The 17,923-nt window shown below is 72.3% G+C and carries 14 protein-coding genes; 8 read left to right on the top strand and 6 right to left on the bottom strand.

Features of this window, described 5'->3' with window-relative positions; genetic code table 11:
* Positions 1 to 91: 91 nt before the first annotated feature.
* Positions 92 to 1,837 (top strand): BCCT family transporter, encoded by a 1,746-nt coding sequence (locus J2S63_RS20890; RefSeq protein ID WP_310306399.1) that lies wholly within the window; start codon positions 92 to 94, stop codon positions 1,835 to 1,837.
* A 58-nt stretch (positions 1,838 to 1,895) separates the two neighbouring features.
* Here the strand turns inward: J2S63_RS20890 and J2S63_RS20885 are convergent, their stop codons facing one another.
* Positions 1,896 to 2,528 carry a TetR/AcrR family transcriptional regulator gene (locus J2S63_RS20885; protein ID WP_310306397.1) on the bottom strand — a complete coding sequence of 211 codons (633 nt, stop codon included), beginning with the start codon at positions 2,526 to 2,528 and terminating at the stop codon, positions 1,896 to 1,898.
* Between the two features lie 93 nt (positions 2,529 to 2,621).
* On the opposite strand from J2S63_RS20885, the gene J2S63_RS20880 reads away from it, so the two are divergent.
* From J2S63_RS20880 to J2S63_RS20850, 7 genes are all read left to right on the top strand, one after another.
* Positions 2,622 to 5,288, top strand: coding sequence for an MMPL family transporter (locus J2S63_RS20880; RefSeq protein ID WP_310306395.1), 2,667 nt, complete (start codon positions 2,622 to 2,624; stop codon positions 5,286 to 5,288).
* Positions 5,285 to 7,291, top strand: a complete 2,007-nt coding sequence (locus tag J2S63_RS20875) for a YhgE/Pip domain-containing protein (protein ID WP_310306393.1) — start codon at positions 5,285 to 5,287, stop codon at positions 7,289 to 7,291. The genes J2S63_RS20880 and J2S63_RS20875 overlap by 4 nt, the downstream gene beginning before the upstream one ends.
* A gap of 119 nt (positions 7,292 to 7,410) precedes the next feature.
* On the top strand, positions 7,411 to 7,572 hold the full coding sequence (locus J2S63_RS20870; RefSeq protein ID WP_310306391.1) for a hypothetical protein: 162 nt from the start codon (positions 7,411 to 7,413) through the stop codon (positions 7,570 to 7,572).
* A 141-nt stretch (positions 7,573 to 7,713) separates the two neighbouring features.
* Positions 7,714 to 9,111 (top strand): PEP-utilizing enzyme, encoded by a 1,398-nt coding sequence (locus J2S63_RS20865; protein ID WP_310306389.1) that lies wholly within the window; start codon positions 7,714 to 7,716, stop codon positions 9,109 to 9,111.
* On the top strand, positions 9,108 to 9,926 hold the full coding sequence (locus J2S63_RS20860) for a PEP/pyruvate-binding domain-containing protein (protein ID WP_310306387.1): 819 nt from the start codon (positions 9,108 to 9,110) through the stop codon (positions 9,924 to 9,926). Before J2S63_RS20865 ends, J2S63_RS20860 begins: the two co-directional genes overlap by 4 nt.
* Positions 9,919 to 11,328, top strand: coding sequence for an MFS transporter (locus J2S63_RS20855; protein ID WP_310306385.1), 1,410 nt, complete (start codon positions 9,919 to 9,921; stop codon positions 11,326 to 11,328). The genes J2S63_RS20860 and J2S63_RS20855 overlap by 8 nt, the downstream gene beginning before the upstream one ends.
* On the top strand, positions 11,325 to 11,630 hold the full coding sequence (locus J2S63_RS20850) for a hypothetical protein (protein ID WP_310306383.1): 306 nt from the start codon (positions 11,325 to 11,327) through the stop codon (positions 11,628 to 11,630). The genes J2S63_RS20855 and J2S63_RS20850 overlap by 4 nt, the downstream gene beginning before the upstream one ends.
* 76 nt (positions 11,631 to 11,706) lie before the next feature.
* On the opposite strand, the gene J2S63_RS20845 is transcribed toward J2S63_RS20850, so the two are convergent.
* From J2S63_RS20845 to J2S63_RS20825, 5 genes are all read right to left on the bottom strand, one after another.
* The gene (locus tag J2S63_RS20845; RefSeq protein WP_310306381.1) at positions 11,707 to 13,035 is read right to left on the bottom strand and encodes an HNH endonuclease; all 1,329 of its coding nucleotides are present in this window, start codon (positions 13,033 to 13,035) and stop codon (positions 11,707 to 11,709) included.
* Positions 13,036 to 13,118: 83 nt separating this feature from the next.
* Positions 13,119 to 14,225 carry an acyl-CoA dehydrogenase family protein gene (locus tag J2S63_RS20840; RefSeq protein ID WP_310306379.1) on the bottom strand — a complete coding sequence of 369 codons (1,107 nt, stop codon included), beginning with the start codon at positions 14,223 to 14,225 and terminating at the stop codon, positions 13,119 to 13,121.
* Complete coding sequence (locus J2S63_RS20835) at positions 14,218 to 15,183, bottom strand: acyl-CoA dehydrogenase family protein (RefSeq protein ID WP_310306377.1); 966 nt, start codon at positions 15,181 to 15,183, stop codon at positions 14,218 to 14,220. The genes J2S63_RS20840 and J2S63_RS20835 overlap by 8 nt, the downstream gene beginning before the upstream one ends.
* Complete coding sequence (locus J2S63_RS20830; RefSeq protein WP_310306375.1) at positions 15,180 to 16,334, bottom strand: acyl-CoA dehydrogenase family protein; 1,155 nt, start codon at positions 16,332 to 16,334, stop codon at positions 15,180 to 15,182. Before J2S63_RS20830 ends, J2S63_RS20835 begins: the two co-directional genes overlap by 4 nt.
* Positions 16,334 to 17,881: a FadD3 family acyl-CoA ligase gene (locus tag J2S63_RS20825; protein ID WP_310306373.1), complete on the bottom strand. Its 1,548-nt coding sequence runs from the start codon at positions 17,879 to 17,881 to the stop codon at positions 16,334 to 16,336. The genes J2S63_RS20830 and J2S63_RS20825 overlap by 1 nt, the downstream gene beginning before the upstream one ends.
* Between the last annotated feature and the right edge of the window lie 42 nt (positions 17,882 to 17,923).

Raw genomic sequence — 17,923 nt, 5'->3', positions numbered from 1 at the left:
CTGGGCTGGGGGTAAGCACCACGTGGCAACTACGGTCGTGCGCTCCGTCGCGTCCAGACGACGGAGCACGCCCCGACCACGAGAGGACTGCATGACAGACACCGTCGACCGACCACTCGAGAACGGCTCGCCGACCCCTGGGTCCGACGCCGGGGAGACCCCGGAGCGCCGCCCACCGGTCGACAGGTGGGTCTTCGGCTCGGCCGCGGCGATCGTCGTCGGCTTCGTGCTCTGGGGGGCGCTGGCGCCGGCCGGCATGGGCGACGCGACCTCGGGCGCGCTGACCTGGCTGGAGAAGAGCTTCGGCTGGCTGTTCGTCTTCACCACCGCGATCTTCGTGATCTTCTCCGGCTACCTGGCGCTGAGCCGCTACGGCAACATCCGCCTGGGTCCGGACGACTCCGAGCCCGAGTTCAGGACGTTCTCGTGGGTGTCGATGATGTTCGCCACCGGCATGGGGATCGGCCTGATCTTCTGGGGGATGGCGGAGCCGCTCACGCACCTCAACACCCCGCCGATGGGCATGGCCGACCCGGGCACGCCCGAGGCTGCGCGCCTGGCGATGGAGTACACGTTCTTCCACTGGGGCCTGCACCCGTGGGCGATCTACGCCGTGATCGGCCTGACCATCGCCTACTTCGCCTACCGCAAGGGCAACGGCAACCTGATCTCCGGCACGTTCCGCCCGATCATGGGCCGGCACGCCTCCGGTGCGCCGGGCAAGGCGATCGACACCGTCGCGATCTTCGCCACGCTCGTCGGCTCGGCGACCTCGCTGGGCCTCGGTGCCCTGCAGATCACCGGTGGGCTCGACAACGTCTTCTCCGGGTCCGGCAAGAGCGTCGCGCTCGCGATCACGGTGATCTGGGTCCTCACCGCGTGCTTCGTGCTCTCGGCCGTGACCGGGATCGAGAAGGGCGTGCAGCTCCTGTCCAACGCCAACGCGTTCGCCGCCGTGGCGCTGGTCTTCTTCCTGTTCGTCGTCGGCCCGACCGTCTTCATCCTGAGCACGTTCACCGAGGGCCTCGGCTCCTACCTCACGCAGCTGCCGACGATGAGCGGTCGCACCGGCGCCTTCGACGGCGACCAGCGTGACTGGCTCAACACCTGGACGATCTTCTACTGGGCCTGGTGGGTCTCGTGGACGCCGTTCGTCGGCATGTTCGTCGCGCGCATCTCCAAGGGCCGCACGATCCGCGAGTTCGTCGGCTACGTCATCGTCGTGCCGAGCCTGGTCTCCTTCGTCTGGTTCTCGATCATGGGCGGCGCGGCGTTCGATCTCCAGCTCAACCAGGGCATGGACCTGGGCAAGGAGCTGGCCGACAACGGCAGCGAGAGCATCCTGTTCACGGTGCTGCAGCAGTACCCGCTGGCGTCGGTCACCGTCGTCCTCGCGATCTTCCTCATCGCGATCTTCTTCATCACCGGGGCGGACTCCGCCTCGATCGTGATGGGGATGCTCAGCCAGAACGGCGAGGAGGAGCCCAGGCGCTGGCTGGTGATCTTCTGGGGCGTCGCCCAGGGCGCGGTGGCCTCGGTGCTGCTGTGGTCCGGCGGCAAGGACCTGCGAGCCGGGCTGACCGCGCTGCAGAACCTGGTCATCATCGTGGGCGGCGCGTTCATGCTCGTGATCCTCGCGATGTGCGTCTCCCTGATGAGGTCGCTGCGCCAGGAGCCCTACGAGTCGACGCTGCCGACCCGGGTCCGCAAGGCCGTCCTCCACGTCCAGGAGCACGACCTCGAGGCCGAGCACGCGATCGCGCTGACCGTGCTGGGTGCGGACCACGAGGAGCTGCTGCCCGACGCCGAGTCGTCGGACTCGCCGACCCCGGCCTGACGTCGTACGCCGGCCGGTTGCGAGGCGCTCGCCCCTGCGGGGCGGGCGCCTCGTGCGTTCAGGCGCTCCGCGGGCGGGACAGCGCGATGAGCAGCTGGGGGAGCAGGTCGCCGACGAGCACCTCGGGGGTGAGGTGGCCGGCGCCGAGCTGCTGGGTGCCGAGGCTGTGCTGGTAGAGCGCCATCAGCGCCTCCGACAGCGACGCGATGTCGCTGATCGGCTCGCGCCCCAGCAGGCCGAGGATGCGCTCGAAGAGCCGTTGCATGCGTCCCTCGAACTCCTCGACGTGGGCGAGGAACAACGACCGCGCCTCCTCGTCGCGCACGGCGAGCAGCGTGAACTCCTGGTGGAGGCGGAACCAGCGCGGCCCGAGGGGCTCGAGGGCGGCGAAGAGCTGGTCGATCGAGCTGAGGTGGAACTCGCCCTCGGGGGTGTCGTCCACGACCCGGTTGACCTCGTCGAGCATGAGCACCGACTGCTGGGCGTAGGCGAGGACGAAGACCTCCCGCACCGAGGAGAAGTTGGAGTAGAACGCGCCCCGCGTGAAGCCGGCCGCCCCCACGAGGTCGTCGACCGTCACCGCACCGAACGGCTTGTCGGCGAAGACGTCGGCCGCGGCCTCGACGAGCCGGGCGCGGGTGTTCACGCGGCTGCGGCGGGCGGGCGCGGCCTCCGTCGTGCTCGCGGACATGGTTCCTCCTCCAGGGGCCGGCCGAGCCCGGCGTGACGCAGGTGACAGGTCAACTGGATACGTTCCTGTATTCAATACAGTACCGTATTGAGCATGTCGTCGTTCCTCTTCCGCCTCGGCCGCGCGGTCTCGCGCCGCGCCCGGCGGGTCGTCGCCCTCTGGCTGCTGGTGCTGGTGGGCGTGGGAGCGGTCGCCGGGCTGCTCGGCGGCCAGCTGCGCGACGACCTCTCGATCCCCGGCACTGAGTCCCAGGCGGGGCTCGACGTGCTCGACACCCGCTTCCCCGAGCTCACCGGCACGCTGGGCCAGGTCGTCTTCGGCGCGCCCCGGGGTGGACGGATCTCCGACTACCGCGCGGTCGTCGATCGTCGGATCAAGGCGATCGAGGACGTCGACCACGTCCGTTTCGCCTCGCACCCGTTCGAGAAGGGCCAGCGGGCACTCTCGATCTCGGAGGACGGCCGCTACGCCCTCGTGCAGGTCCAGCTCGACCTCCCGCTGGAGAAGGTGACGCCACAGGTCCGCGACGACATCGGCGAGGCCGCGCGGGGCTCCGCGTCCTCCGCCTCCTCCGCGGCCCCCACCGTCCACCTCGGCGGCCAGATGTTCACCACCACCTCGACCCCGGTCTCCGTGACCGAGGCCGTGGGACTGGTCGTCGCGCTCGTCGTGCTGCTGATGACGCTCGGGTCCTTCGTGGCGGCCGGGATCCCGCTGCTGACCGCGGTGCTCGGTGTCGGGATCACGATGTCCGGCGTCCTGGTGCTCGCCAGGTTCTTCGCGATCAACTCCTCCACCCCGTCGCTGGCGATCATGATCGGCCTCGCGGTCGGCATCGACTACGCGCTGTTCATCGCCGCCCGTCACCGCGCCCAGCTCGCCGAGGGCATGGAGGTCGAGGAGTCGGTCGCCCGCTCGGTCGCGACCGCCGGCAGCGCGGTGATCTTTGCCGGCGCGACGGTGATCGTCGCGCTGTGCGGCCTCGTCGTCGCCCGGATCCCGTTCCTCACCGTCATGGGCTTCGCGGGCGCCACGGCCGTGGCGGTGGCGGTGCTCATCGCCGTCACCCTCGTCCCCGCCGCGCTGGCCCTGGGCGGCGAGCGCCTGCGGCCCAGGAAGCCGACCGCGGCCGCGGGACCACGCCGCCGCCGTACCCTCGGCGACCGCTGGGTCGGGCTGGTCACCGCCAGGCCGGCGCTGACCGTCGGCGTCGCGCTCGCCGGCTTGGTCCTCCTCGCGCTGCCCGCCAAGGACTTGGCCCTCGGTCTCCCCGACGTCGGGTCGCACGAGAAGGGCTCGACCGAGCGGACGACGTACGACCTGATCTCGCGGGAGTACGGCGCCGGCTTCAACGGTCCGCTGCTCGTGGTCGTCGACATCATCCGCACCACCGACCCGGTCGGGGTGATGAGGAAGATCGGCGACGACGTCGAGAAGGTGCCGGGGGTCGACGCGGTCGCGCTCACCACGCCCAACCGCAAGGCCGACCTCGGCATCGTCCAGGTGATCCCGGAGCACGGTCAGACCGACCCCCGCACCTCCCAGCTGGTCCGCGACCTGCGCGCGGCGGGCCCCGGCATCGAGAAGAAGTACGACGTCTCCGACCTCATGGTCACCGGGCAGACCGCGGTGACGATCGACGTCTCCGACCGCCTCGCGGGAGCCCTGCTGCCGTTCGGGCTCGTGGTCGTCGGCTTCTCGCTCCTCCTGCTGATGCTGGTGTTCCGGTCGGTGTGGGTGCCGGTGAAGGCGACGCTGGGCTACCTGTTCTCCGTCGCGGCGTCGTTCGGCGCGGTCGTCCTGGTGTTCCAGGAGGGGCACCTCGCCGAGCTGCTCAACGTGGAGAAGGAGGGGCCGGTCCTCTCGTTCCTGCCGATCATCCTGATGGGCGTCCTGTTCGGTCTGGCGATGGACTACGAGGTCTTCCTGGTCTCGCGGATGCGCGAGGACTGGGTGCACCACCGCGACGCGGCGGGGGCGATCCGTCGCGGCTTCACCTCGAGCGCGCGGGTGGTCACCGCGGCCGCGGTGATCATGGTCGCGGTGTTCGCCTCGTTCGTGCCCGAGGGCGACGCCTCGGTCAAGCCGATGGCGTTCGGCCTCGCCGTCGGCGTCCTCGTCGACGCCTTTGTCGTCAGGATGACTCTTGTCCCCGCCGTGCTCGCCCTCCTCGGTGAGCGGGCCTGGTGGCTGCCGACCTGGTTGGAGCAGCGCCTGCCCCGTCTCGACATCGAGGGCGAGGGGCTCACCGCCCACCTGGAGCACGAGGAGTGGACGGCCTCCCACGGTCCCGCCACAGTCCGGGCTGAGGGCCTGCGTGTGGTCGACCCGACCACCGGCGCGTCGCTGGTCCCGGGCCTGTCGCTCACCCTGGCCCCCGGCCAGGTCGTCGTCCTGACCGGCTCGGTCGCCCAGCGGCGGGCCGCCCTGTCCGTCGTCTCGGGCCGCCTGCGCCCCTCGAGCGGCCGCGTGGTCGTGCTCGACCGCATGGTGCCCGAGGAGTCGGCGTGGGTGCGGTCGCGCGTGGCCGTCGACACGACCGTCCCGAGCCGGGACCCGCGCGAGCCCCTGGTGCTGCTCGACCTCGCCAACGGCGGGATCGGCCGCTCCGCGGACGACGTACGCCGGCTGGCCGAGTCCGGCGTCGCGGTGCTCGTCGCCTGCCCGGCCGAGTCCCTCGACGACCCGGTGCTCGAGCGCTTGGGCGCCCCGGCCGTCGTACCCCTGTCCGGCTCCGACCGTGAGGAGGTCCTGGCGTGAGGATCCCGACCCTGCCCGTGTCCGCGGCCGACGTGCTCCGCGGGCTCGCCACGCACCGCGTGCTGGTGGGTGTGCTGCTGCTCCCCACCTTCCTGGGCGCCCTCGTGGTGTGGTCGCTCGGCGACCGCGCCGAGGAGACCGAGCGCATCCCGGCTGCCGTGGTCAACCTCGACAAGCCGGTGCTGGAGAAGGGCGAGCAGCCCGTCGCCGCGGGTCGAGCACTCGCTGCCGGCCTGACCAAGCCGACCGGCAAGCAGGACCCCACGCTGGGGTGGACGCTCACCGACGCGGAGGACGCGTCGAAGGGCCTCGCGGACGGCGACTACTACGCCGTCATCACGATCCCCGAGGGGTTCTCCCGGCAGATCTACCGGTCGCTGCACGGCACGGCGCCGGCCAAGGCCCGCATCCAGGTGCGGTCCAACACGGCGTCGTCGGCGCTGATCGGACGGATCAGCGACCAGGTCGCCCGCGTCTCGGCCGACGAGCTCGGGCAGCGGGTGACCACCTCCTACCTCGGCCAGGTCTTCAAGCAGACCGGCGAGATCGGGCCCAAGCTCGGTCAGGCGGCCGACGGTGCGGACAAGCTCGCCGACGGCTCGCGCAAGCTCTCCTCCGGCACGCAGTCCCTCGCCGACGGCCTGGGCACGCTGGCCTCGGGCGCCGACCGGCTCTCGTCCGGCAACGACGAGCTCGCCTCCGGTGCGTCCCGGCTCGCGAAGGGCACCGGCACGGCCGCGTCCGGCGGCGACCGGCTCGCCGACGGCCTGGCGCGTCTCGACGCCGGCACGAACTCTCTGCCGCGTGACACGGACCGTCTCGCGGACGGCGCGAAGCAGCTCTCCGACGGCGTGGTGCCCTACACCAGGATCGTCAGCGGGTGGGCCAGGGCCTGCGCCGACCCGATCATCCTGGCTCGCGCGCCGCAGCTGTGCGTGGCGACGGAGCGCGCCGCCGGCCCGGGCGACCGCAACGCCGAGCAGCTCGCCTCCGGCTCGCGCCGGCTGGCCGCCGGCACCCGCCGCCTCGCCGACGCCATGCCTGCGCTGGAGTCCGGCATCGACGCCGCCGCCTCGGGGGCCCGCCAGCTCGCCAGTGGGTTGGTGAGACTCGAGGGCGGCACGACCAAGCTCGCCGGGGGAGCGGACGAGCTCGCCTCCGGCGCCTCCCAGCTCGCCTCCGGCGCCCGCAAGGCGTCGTCCGGCGCCTCCCAGCTGGCCTCCGGCGGGGAGAAGCTCGGCCACGGCTCCACCCAGCTCGCCTCCGGCCTGCAGAAGGGCGCCAGCCAGGTGCCGGCGTACGACGCCCAGGAGGGCCGTGACCTCGCCCGGGTGATCGCCGCTCCCGTGGCTGCCCGCGCCGCGACGGTGGGGGAGACCCCGGACGGCGCGACCCAGCTCGCCCCGGGCGCGATCGCCTTCGTGCTCTGGCTCGGTGCGTTCGTCACCTACCTCGTGCGACCAGCGCTCCCGACCTGGCTCCTGGGCCGCGCGACCTCCGCCTCCCGGGTCTCGCTCGGGGGCCTCCGCCCCGGGGTGCTCGTCGGCGCGGTCCAGGCGGTCCTGCTGTACGTCGCCCTGCTCGCGCTGGGCGCCGACTTCGGCTCCCCGGGGCTCACCCTCGTGCTCATGCTCGTCGCGGCCGCCGGCTTCGCCGCGGTCAACCAGGGCCTCGTCGCCGTCTTCGGCCGGCGCCGCGGCTGGATCGCCTCCATCGCCTTCGCCGGCCTCCAGCTCGCGGCGCTGGGTGGGGTCATCCCGGTCGACACCGCGCCCGAGCCGCTCCAGCTGCTCAACGACGTCCTGCCGATGACGCAGGCCGCCGACGCGCTCGCCGTCTCCGTCCTGGACGGTCCGGGCTCGGTCCTCGGCTCCGCGGCCGTGGTGGTGCTGTGGGCGCTGGTCGCCTTCGGCGCCACCGTCCTCGCCGCCCGCAAGGCGCAGCAGCTCGACGTGCACGAGCTGGTGGTCGAGGAGCGCGAGCGGGAGCTCGAGCTCGCCTGAGACGTCTGGCGGGCGGGTCTCGGGCCTGCGTCGGTGGGCGATTGAGGCCCTTGGTCCATTGCTCCGGGTGAACACGAGGTGAACACTCGGTAGCCGGACGAGACCCTGGGGGTCAGATGGTGGAGCAGCATCCCGTGGTCGCCGGACGCACGTTCGTGCCGCCGGGCAAGGGCCCGTGGGACTTGGAGACGACCAACGCGGCGCGGCCGATGACGCCGTTCGCCCAGGCCGCGTTCATGAACGGGTTCCCGAAGGGCTTCGCGGAGGGCACCGCCCGCTAGGGCGTCCTCCTGTCCCACCTCGAGCCCGGCTTCAGCGAGGGCTTCTGCTACAACCAGCCCGTCGCGGTGGGTGCGCCGAAGGGCGCGATGGGGACACCACCCAAGCCGGTGCTGCAGCTGGTCAGCCGGCTTCATCCCGAGATGAGGCGTCGGCACCGGGCCGCGGCCCGAGCCATCCGCGACAAGCTGTGGCGCGAGGACCTGGCGCACTGGGACAAGGTCGACAAGCCGGCTGCGATCGAGGGCCATCGCGCGATCCAGTCCGTCGACGTCGCCACCCTGTCGGACGCCGAGCTGGCGGACCACGTCGACCGGTGCGCGCAGCACGTCGTCGATGCCGCCTACCTCCACCACAAGTACACGATCCCCGCGTGCCTGCCCGCCGGCGACTTCCTCGCCGGCGCGATCGGCTGGACCGGAGCGTCCGTCGGCGAGCTGATGACGCTGCTCCGGGGCCGCTCCGCCATCTCGCGCGGGTTCGCGGCCGACGAGCTCGACACCGCGGCCAAGGCGATCACGAGGTCCGACTCGGCCCGAGCGGTCCTCGGCTCCGCCGGTGACCCGGAGAGCGTCCTCGCCGAGCTCACCGCCCACCCCGAGGCAGGCCCCGCGGTCTCGGCCTACGTCGAGGCCGTCCGCTGGCGCTGTGTCGGCTACGACCTGGGTGACAAGGCGGCCGGCGAGCTGCCCGGCACGCTCGTGGAGGCTCTCCGCACCAGCCTGGCCGGCACCGGCGCCGCCGGGCAGGACGACGACGCGGCCCTGCAGGTGATGCGTGATCGCGTCCCGGCCCAGCACCGGGAGGACTTCGACGACCGGCTGGCAGAGGTGCGCCTGATGTACCGGTTGCGCGACGAACGCGGCGTGTTCAGCGACGGCTGGGCCGCGGGTCTGGCACGCCGTGCGCTGCTCGAGGCGGGCCGCCGACTGGCGGCGAAGGGCTCGGTGGACGATCCCGAGCACGCGGTCGACCTCACCGCTGAGGAGGTCCGCGCGCTGCTGCTGGGCACCGGCACCGGCCCGTCGGCAGAGGCGGTGGCGGAGAGGTTCGCCTGGCGGACGACGATGACCACGTCGGACGCGCCACCGTTCCTCCGGGCGGCCCCTCCGCCGCCCCCACCGGCCGAGTGGTTCCCGGCACCCGCCCGACGTACGGCCGAGGCGATGAACGTCTTCCTCGACTCGCTCTTCGGTGTGCCCGAGACGCCGAACTCCGACACCGTCCTGACCGGCCTCGCGGTCAACACCGGGGTCTACGAAGGCACGGCGCGGCTGGTCGACGGGTCCGACGACTTCGCTCGCATCCGTCAAGGTGACGTGCTCGTGACGAGGATGACCTCGCCCTACTTCAACGTGGTGCTGCCGATGCTCGGCGCGATCGTCACCGATCGCGGGGGGCAGCTCTGCCACGCCGCGATCGTGGCCCGCGAGTACGGCATCCCCGGCATCGTCGGCACCCGCGACGCGACCCGCACGATCCGCGACGGAGACCGGGTGCGGGTCGACGGGTCGACGGGCGAGGTGCACGTCCTGGCGTGACGACGACCATGCTCACGCCCCTGGCACAGGCGACCGACGCCGGGGCCTACGGCGGCAAGGCCGCCCAGCTGGCGTCCGCGCTGGACGCAGGACTGCCCGTGCCCACCGGCTTCGCGCTCGACTGGGCGACGGTCCGCGAGGTCGTCGGCGGCGACCCCCGCGCACTGTCCTGGCTCGAGGCGGTCACCGACGCGCGTCCCTGGGCCGTCCGGTCGAGCGCGATCGGTGAGGACTCGGCCGAGGCCTCCTTCGCCGGCACCCACCTGACCGTCCTGGGCGTCGTCGGGCTCGAGCGCGTCCTGGACGCGGTCAGACAGGTCCACGACTCTGCGCACGACGAGGCAGCCGCGACCTATCGTCGGCAGCACGGCCTCGACCCGGCGCCACGGATGGCGGTGGTGCTCCAGCCGATGATCGCCTCCGAGGTGGCGGGCGTCCTCTTCACCAGGAACCCCGTGACGGGCGCGGACGAGCGCGTGGTCGAGGCCAGCTGGGGCCTGGGCGAGACCGTGGTGAGCGGGTTGGTGAGCCCGGACCAGTACCGCCTCGCCACCGACGACGGCCGGGTGCTCGGCCGGTGGGCGGGCGAGAAGGACGTCGCGATGGTGCTCCAGCCGGACGGGAGCGTGGCCGAGCTGCCCGTGTCGGCGGACCAGGTCGACGCCTGGTGCCTCGACGAGCACCAGCTCCTCCAGCTGCACGGGCTCGCGGAGCACTGCGACCGCGTCTTCGGCACCCTCGAGCACGACATCGAGTTCGCCTTCGCCGGTGACCGGCTGCACCTGCTCCAGCGCCGACCGATCACCCATGGCTGACCAGACCGCTGGTCTGCGCCCCCGCACGGTCGTCGTCGGGATCGTCGGCGCCCTGATGACGGCGAGCCTCATGCCGCTCAACTCGACCATGGTGGCGGTCGCGGTGCCGTCGATCGCGCAGACCGTGGGGCACGGGGCGGCGGCGGTCACGCAGGCGGTCGTCTCGACGTACCTGATCGCTGCGATCGCGCTGCAGAGCCCGGGCGGCAAGCTGGGTGACCGGTTGGGCCACTGGCGAGTGCTGACGATCGGGCAGGCGGTCGTCGGCGGCGGTGCGGTGCTGGGGTTCCTCGCCACGAGCCTGCCGGTGCTGGCCGGAGCCCGGGTGCTGATGGCCACGGGGGGCGCCCTCGCCGTCCCGGCGACCCTCGCCCTGCTGCGGGTGTCGCTGCCGCCCGATCGGCGTGGTCGGGCCTTCGGGACGTTCGGTGCCGTGATGGCGCTGGCGGCTGCGCTCGGACCCGTCGTCGGCGGCATCCTGGTGGACGCCTTCGGGTGGGAGGCGGTCTTCGTCGTCAACGTGCCGGTGCTCGCGGTGGCCGCGTTCCTCGTCGCATCGGCGACCAGAGCCCCTGAGGTGCGGCGCACGGGCAGGTTCGACACCCGCGGATCGATCTCCCTGACCGTGACCCTGCTTCTCCTGGTCCTGGCCGCCCAGCAACGTGGCGTCACCTCCGTCGTGCTGCTGCTCGCCGGGGTGGGTGCGGGCATCGTCTTCGCCACCCTGGAACGGCGGGCCGAGGACCCGGTCGTCGCGTTCGACCTCTTCGCCTCGCGGTCCTTCGCCGCCGGCACTCTGCTGATCTGCCTGCAGAACCTCGTGATGTACGCGTTGCTCGTCGAGATCCCCCTGGTGCTCGACGCACGCTTCGACCTCGGGGCCCGGGCGACCGGACTGATCTTGATCTGGTTGATGGTGGCGATGGTCGTCACCTCGCTCGTCGCGGGCCGGCTGACCGAGCAGGTCGGCGCACGCGCCCTCGCGGTGACGGGATCGTTGATCTGCCTGGTGGCCCTGGTGGTGCTGCGCGTGGTCGACCTCAGCTCGGCCGGTCAGGTGCGCCTGCCGCTCGCCCTCCTCGGTGTGGGGCTGGGCCTGTGTGGACCAGCGGCCCAGACCGCGTCACTGTCCGCCATCGCCTCGAGCCGCAGCGGCATGGCCGCCGGGGTCAGCTCGACCATGCGCTACCTCGGTGGCGTGGTCGGCATCGCGTTCCTGGGCAGGGCTCTCGACCTTGACGGCACCAGGGCCGACGTGCTCGGCGAGCACCACCACGTGGTGGAGGTGTTCCTCGGCGTGCTGGTCCTGGGGCTGCTGTGTGCCACGCGGCTCCCGGGTGCGGCCGGGCCCCGTCAGACCAGCCGGCGGGTCAGAAGACCGACCAGTCGGAGTACGTCGTGAACGCGTCGAACGCGGCCAACCCGGCCGCCGAGCTCCCCGTCGTACCGAGGGTCGGGCTCCAGACGCAGACGACGCCGCGGTCGGGGAAGCTGCAGGAACGAGTTGAACGGGTTGCCCGACGGCTCCCGACCGACGCGACGCCAGATGTCCTAGCCCTACCTCCGGGGCGGGAGGCCTACGCCCTGGTGGTGACCCAAGCGGACGCCTTCGGCATCCCTCGGGAGGAGGTCGGCGACGAACCGGACCTCATTCTTGAGCGCGACCTCTTGCTCGACCCGCCGCATGGCTACTTCGCTGGGTGAAGAAAGTGCCCGCTCTATGCCGCTGAGTGCGCGGTCCTGCTTGTCATGCGGACGGTCAAGCGTGCACTGAGCGGGGTCAGGCGACGTCGACGACACAACCTTCGAATCGGTAGTCGATCGGGCGGCGCACACGTTCGGGAGGGTCACTGGTGCGCGGCGGGTCGGGCGGCAGGCTGCGATAGCGGTGCCCGGTTGGCGTCGTCGTGACCACGAGATGCGCGCCCGTCGCCGCAGCGGCGGCTGACCATCCGGGTGCGTTGTAGACGTAGTTGCAGGCTTCGCAGAGCCCTTCGCCGTTGCGGCTGCTGGTCGGTCCGCCGTCAGCGCGGTCGACGACGTGGTCGCCGTGACGGATCGGCGCTTCGCACCACGGGGTGCGGCACCACCGGTCACGGGCGACGACGAGCTTGCGCAGCGCGCCTCGGAAGAAGCGCGCCTTGGAGTCGATCGCCGCGAGCTCACCGGTCGTGGGGCGCGTGAACAGGCGCTGCACCCACAGGTCGGCGTCGGCGTCGGCCGCCAGGAGCAGACGACGGGCCAGGTCGGCAGGGATGGGGCCGTAGCCCTCCACCTGCGCCGGCTCGTCGGAGTGGTCGCCGGCGTTGAACATGGTCTGGTCGCTCATCACCAGCCCGACCGTGATCGGCACGGCCTCGGCGGTCGCCTGGCCGGTGATGCGCTCGACGAGGGTGTCGGCCATGATCTGGCCGACCGACCGCTCGTCACCTCCGGCACGGAGGCTGTCAGCGTGCTTCCGGAGTGCGGCGTAGGCCGCGACGCCCTGGGCGACGGGGAGGTGAGCGCTGAGGTTCGACATGACGTCGGGAGCCGGTCGCACGGTGACCCTGCGATCCTTCGCCGCGGTCGCACCACGCTCGACGAAACCGCGGGGGTCGAGGCGGTACGCGCGGGTCCTGACCTCCTGCTCGACCCGTCGGTCGCCCCACCCCTCCAGCAGCGGGGCGATCTCGGCGTCGAGCTGTGCCCGATGCTCGGGGGAGAGCCAGACCGTCTCCTTGACCACGATGCGAGCCCGCCACTCGGTCGTGCGCCCGGCCGCGAGGACGGCGTAGGTGTGGGGCAGCTCGCGGAGGAGGACCTTCGAGAACTGCACGAACGCCCCACCGCGGAAGGTGGACTCGCGCTTGGCCAGCGCGACCTGCGAGCCGATCCCGAGGCCGACCTTGTCCGGACGGACGCCCGCGTCACGTTGGGCCCGCTCCTGGGACGCGGCGAGCCGGGTCGTGATCGCCACCTGCGCTGCTGCGACCTTCGCCTTGGTCTCCTCCAGCACCCGCAGCTGGTCGACGAGGTCCTGGTCCGAGGCGTCGGGGTCGAGCAAGACCAAGGCGTCCGCGTGACCGCGCATCTGCGCGGTCCACTCGCTCTCGGTCCTCAACGGCATGACCCGAGTCTCGACGGGACCACCGACATTGTCGATCGAGAACTCCGCTCTGTTGAGAGAAACCCTCGAGAGATTCTCGCGGACTACAGCGACGCGAGCACGGCCGAGCGGTGCGCCCGAGCCGGCCCGAGGAGGATCCCGAGCGTCTGCGCCTGCTTGAGGACGAGGTGGGCGTCGTGCTCCCAGGTGATCGCGATGCCGCCGTGGAGCTGGACCGTCTCGGCCGCCACGCGCGCGACGGCATCGCTGCACCACGCCTGGGCGACCGAGGCCGAGCGGCGCGCCTGGTCCCAGGCACCACCGGCCACAGCGTCGTCCACCGCGACGGCTGCGGCGAGCGCGGCGGAGCGCGAGGTCTCGACCAGGACGTGCAGGTCGGCGAGGCGGTGCTTGACCGCCTGGAACGAGCCGATCGGGCGACCGAACTGCTCGCGCTGCTTGACGTAGTCGACGGTCATGTCGAGCCCTCGCTGGGCCACCCCGACCGCGACCGCGGCGACCGCCGCCGACCCGACGGTGTGGGCGCGGGCCAGCGCGTCGGGTCCGCCGATGCGGGTGGCCGGGGTCCCGTCGAGGGTGATGCGGGCCAGGCGGAGCGTGAGGTCCATGGCGGGCTGGGCCTCGCGAGTCACCTGCGAGGGGTCGACCTCGAACAGCGCTGGGCCGTCCGGGGTGCGGGCCGCCACCAGCAGCACCGACGCGGCCGTCCCGTCGAGCACGTGGTCGACGGTGCCGTTGAGCTCGTGGTCCCGACCGGTTCCACTGGCGGGGGAGGCGACGACCGGCTCCTCGACGTCCGGGCCGCCTGTCGCGCCGGCCCAGGCGAGCGTCGCGACCTCACCGGCCGCGACGCGGGGGAGCAGCCGTGCCGCGGCGTCGGACGAGCCACCCAGGAGGGCCTGGGCGGCCACCGTCGACGCCAGCAGCGGCGAGGGGGCGAGGGCGTGGCCGATCTCCTCGAGCACGACAGACGTCTCACCGAAGCCGGCACCCGCGCCGTCGTGCTCCTCGGGGACGGGCAACGCCGCGACGCCGACCTGCTCGCAGAGCGCCTGCCACAGCGACTCGTCGTAGCCGGCCTCGGAGTCGATCGCCGTGCGGACGGCGGCACTGTCGCTGCGCTTGTCGAGCATGCTCCGCACGATCGAGCGGAGCTCGTCCTGCTCCTCGCTGAACCGCAGGTCAGGCACGTGCGCCGTCCTCGAGCGAGGCGAGCACCCGACGGCGGGCCTGCTGAGGGGTGCCCCAGGCCGAGACCAGCGCGCGGGTCCTGAGGATCCAGACCGAAGCGTCGTACTCCTGGGTGTAGCCGATCGCTCCGTGCAGCTGCAGTGCCGTGCGGGCGGCGAGGTGTGCGCCGTCGGAGGCGGCGACCTTGGCGGCTGCGACGTCACGGGAGCGGTCGGGTCCCTCCCACTGCACAGCGGCGCCGAAGACGAGCGGGCGCACGAAGTCGAGCGCGATCCGCACGTCGGCGAGCCGGTGCTTGAGCGCCTGGTAGGACCCGATCTCGCGCCCGAACTGCTTGCGCTGCTTGACGTAGTCGACGGTCGTCGAGAGCAGGTGCTCCCCGAGACCGAGGAGCTGCGCCGACGTGGCCAGCACGGCCAGGTCGAAGGCGCGGTGCAGGTCGCCGGCCTCGACCTCGTCGCCGGGGAGGACGTCGAACAGCGTGCGGGCCGGGTCGATCGAGTCGTACGACGATCCGGCGCTCGCCGTCGACAGCGATTGTCCCGACGACAAGAAGACGTGGTCGGCGACGTGTGCGTCCAGGGCACGAGGTACGACGGGCAGCGCGGCCACGGTGCCGATCTCACCCTCGGCGAGAGCGCCGAGCACGGTCGAGGAGGGGGCGAGGGCGACCGGGAGGTAGGCCGCGGACTCGACCCACGGCCCCGGCACGGCGTGCCGGCCGAGCTGCTCGAACGCGACGCACAGGTCGACCGGCGACCCGCCCAGACCACCCGCCGACTCGGGCACGACCAGTGCGCACAGCCCCTGGTCGGCCAAGCGCCGCCACAGCGTCAGACCGGCCTCGGGGGAACCGGATCCCCACGCCCGCGCGGCGCCGACGACGTCGGCACCCTTGAGCAGGTCGGCCAGTGACGCGCCGAACCCGCGCTGCTCCTCGGTGAGCTCGAACCTCATCGCCCCGCCCCCTTGGGCTCGCGCGGCAGCCCGAGCACCCGCTCGGCCACGATGTTGCGCTGGATCTCGTTGGTGCCGGCGTAGATCGGCCCGGACAGCGAGAAGAGGTAGCCGTCGGACCACGTCGACGACAGCTCGCCGTCGGCATCGAGCAGGTCGAGCGCGGTCTCGTGCAGCGCCACGTCGAGCTCGGACCAGAACACCTTGTTGACCGATCCGGCGGCTCCCATGTCACCGCCCTTGGCCAGGCGCGTGACCGTGCCCCAGGTGTAGAGGCGGTAGGCCTGGGCCCCGATCCACGCGTCGACGACCCGATCGCCCAGGGAGGCGTGATGGTCGCCGACAGCGGACCACAGCGACACCAACCGGTCCGCCGCCGCGCAGAAGCGACCGGGGGAGCGCAGCGACAGGCCACGCTCGTTGCCCGCCGTCGACATCGCGACCCGCCAGCCGTCGCCCGGCGCGCCGAGCACGTCGGAGTCCGGCACGAACACCGAGTCGAAGAACACCTCGGCGAAGCCCGGCTCGCCGTCCAGCTGTGCGATCGGCCGCACCGTCACGCCCTCGGCGTCGAGCGGGAAGAGGAAGTAGGTCAGCCCGGCGTGCCGCGCCGCGTCGGGGTCGGAGCGGAACAGTCCGAACCCCCAGTCGGCGTGCGCCGCCCGCGAGCACCAGGTCTTCTGGCCGTTGAGCACCCACCCGCCACGGGACTCGTCCCGCGTCGCGGTCGAGCGCAGCGACGCCAGGTCGCTGCCGGCCTCGGGCTCGGACCAGCACTGCGCCCAGATCCGCTCCCCGGTCGCCATGGTCGGCAGGAAGCGGTCCTGCTGCTCCTGGGTCCCGTGCTCGAACAGGATCGGCGCGAGCAGGAAGATGCCGTTCTGCGAGACCCGCCCTGGCGCCCCCGCGCGGTAGTACTCCTCCTCGAAGACCACCCACTCCACCAGCGACGCCTCGCGACCGTGGTAGGCCTGTGGCCACGACACGACCGACCAGCGCGCCTCCGACAGGCGGGCCTCCCACTCCTGGTGGGCGCGCCAGCCCTCGGCCGTGTCCATCGACGGCAGCGGCTCGGCCGGCACGTTGGCCGCCAGCCAGGCGCGCGCCTCGGCCCGGAAGGCCAGCTCCGACTCCGACAGGTCCAGGTCCATCAGTCGGCCTTCCTCAGCTCGGTCTTGAGCACCTTGCCCGCCAGGTTGCGGGGGAGCGAGTCCACGAACCTCACCTCGCGAGGCACCTTGAAGTTGGCCAGCCGCTCCTTGGCGTAGGCCTTCACGTCGTCGGCGGTCACGGTCGCGTCGGGCCGTCGTACGACGAAGGCGCCCCCGACCTCGCCGAGCCGCTGGTCGGGCACACCGACCATCGCGACGTCGGCGACGCCGTCCATGCGCATGAGGACCTGCTCGACCTCGGCGGGATAGACGTTGAAGCCGCCGCAGATGTACATGTCCTTGAGCCGGTCGGTGATCGTGAGGTAGCCCTCGTCGTCCACGCGCCCGACGTCGCCGGTGTGGAGCCAGCCGTCCGCGTCGATCGCCTCGGCGGTCGCAGCCTCGTCGTCGAGGTAGCCGAGCATCACCAGGTCGCCGCGGAACCGCACCTCGCCCTCCTCACCCGGACCGCACGGGGCGCCGGTCTCGGGGTCGACGACCGCCAGCTCGAGCCCGGGGATCACCCGCCCGCACGTGCCGGCGACCAGCGAGGGCGGGTCGCCGCGACGGCACATCGTGCCGACCACGCACTCGGTCATGCCGAACGCGGTCAGCACGAGGTCGAAGCTCAGCTCGCCCTGCATCCGCTCGACGAGCACGACAGGCACCACGGCCGCGCCGGTGACCGAGAAGCGCAGGCTGCTCAGGTCGTACGACGACCGGTCCGGTGCGTCGAGCAGCGCCTGGAAGATCGCGGGGGCGCCGGGCAGGACCGTGATCTGCTCACGCTCGATCGTCCTGAGCATCTCGGTGGTGTCGAAGACCGCCATCGGGTGGATCGTCGCGCCGGTGAGCAGACTGGTGACGATGCCGACCTTGTAGCCGAACGAGTGGAAGAACGGGTTGACCACGAGGTACTGGTCGCCCTGCACCAGCTCGCCGAGCGCCCCCCAGACCCGCGCTGCCTCGTAGGTCTGCCGGTGCGCGGTCATCGCGCCCTTGCTGCGGCCGGTCGTGCCCGAGGTGAAGAGGATGTCGGCGACGTCGTCGGCGCCGACCTGGGCGGCGACGTGGTCGATCGCGTCGAGGTCCCCGTCGGTCGGCAGGTCCTCGATCCTCACGACGGTCGGGAGCCGGACGCCGGCCTCGGTGGCCGCGTCGGCCAGCTCCTGGGTCTGGTGGCGGTCGAGGAAGCCGTCGGCCACGACCACCAGGCGAGCGTCGACCCGGGAGAGCACGTCGACCACCTCGTGGCCGGTGTAGCGGGTGTTGAGCGGCACCAGCACCCCGCCGGCGTAGGACACCGCGAGGCCCGCGACCTCCCAGCGCCAGGAGTTGGGCGCCCAGACCGCGACCCGGTCGCCGGGGGAGACCCCGAGGGCGGCGTAGCCCGCGGCCTTCTCCCGCACCCGCTCGAGCAGGTCGGCGAACGACAGGCGCACCCCGCCCTCGACGACCGCGAGCGTGTCACCGAAGCGGGTGGCCGCGTCCTGGAGGGCGCCCGGCACCGTGCGCGGCGCGGCCTTGGGGGCGACGTCTGGTGGCATGTGCGCTACCCTACCAAGCACTTGCTTGGTTCAGCCAGAGTC

The organism is Nocardioides marmoribigeumensis (assembly GCF_031458325.1).
In the GTDB taxonomy this organism is placed as follows: domain Bacteria; phylum Actinomycetota; class Actinomycetes; order Propionibacteriales; family Nocardioidaceae; genus Marmoricola_A; species Marmoricola_A marmoribigeumensis.
This window is presented reverse-complemented; position numbering and strand designations above follow the sequence as displayed.

Bases quoted from the DNA above. Each gene is read 5' to 3' on its own strand.
- J2S63_RS20890 (WP_310306399.1), top strand. From the start codon at position 92: ATGACAGACACCGTCGACCGACCACTCGAGAACGGCTCGCCGACCCCT.
- J2S63_RS20885 (WP_310306397.1), bottom strand. From the start codon at position 2,528: ATGTCCGCGAGCACGACGGAGGCCGCGCCCGCCCGCCGCAGCCGCGTG.
- J2S63_RS20880 (WP_310306395.1), top strand. From the start codon at position 2,622: ATGTCGTCGTTCCTCTTCCGCCTCGGCCGCGCGGTCTCGCGCCGCGCC.
- J2S63_RS20865 (WP_310306389.1), top strand. From the start codon at position 7,714: ATGAGGCGTCGGCACCGGGCCGCGGCCCGAGCCATCCGCGACAAGCTG.
- J2S63_RS20855 (WP_310306385.1), top strand. From the start codon at position 9,919: ATGGCTGACCAGACCGCTGGTCTGCGCCCCCGCACGGTCGTCGTCGGG.
- J2S63_RS20845 (WP_310306381.1), bottom strand. From the start codon at position 13,035: ATGCCGTTGAGGACCGAGAGCGAGTGGACCGCGCAGATGCGCGGTCAC.
- J2S63_RS20835 (WP_310306377.1), bottom strand. From the start codon at position 15,183: ATGAGGTTCGAGCTCACCGAGGAGCAGCGCGGGTTCGGCGCGTCACTG.
- J2S63_RS20830 (WP_310306375.1), bottom strand. From the start codon at position 16,334: ATGGACCTGGACCTGTCGGAGTCGGAGCTGGCCTTCCGGGCCGAGGCG.
- J2S63_RS20825 (WP_310306373.1), bottom strand. From the start codon at position 17,881: ATGCCACCAGACGTCGCCCCCAAGGCCGCGCCGCGCACGGTGCCGGGC.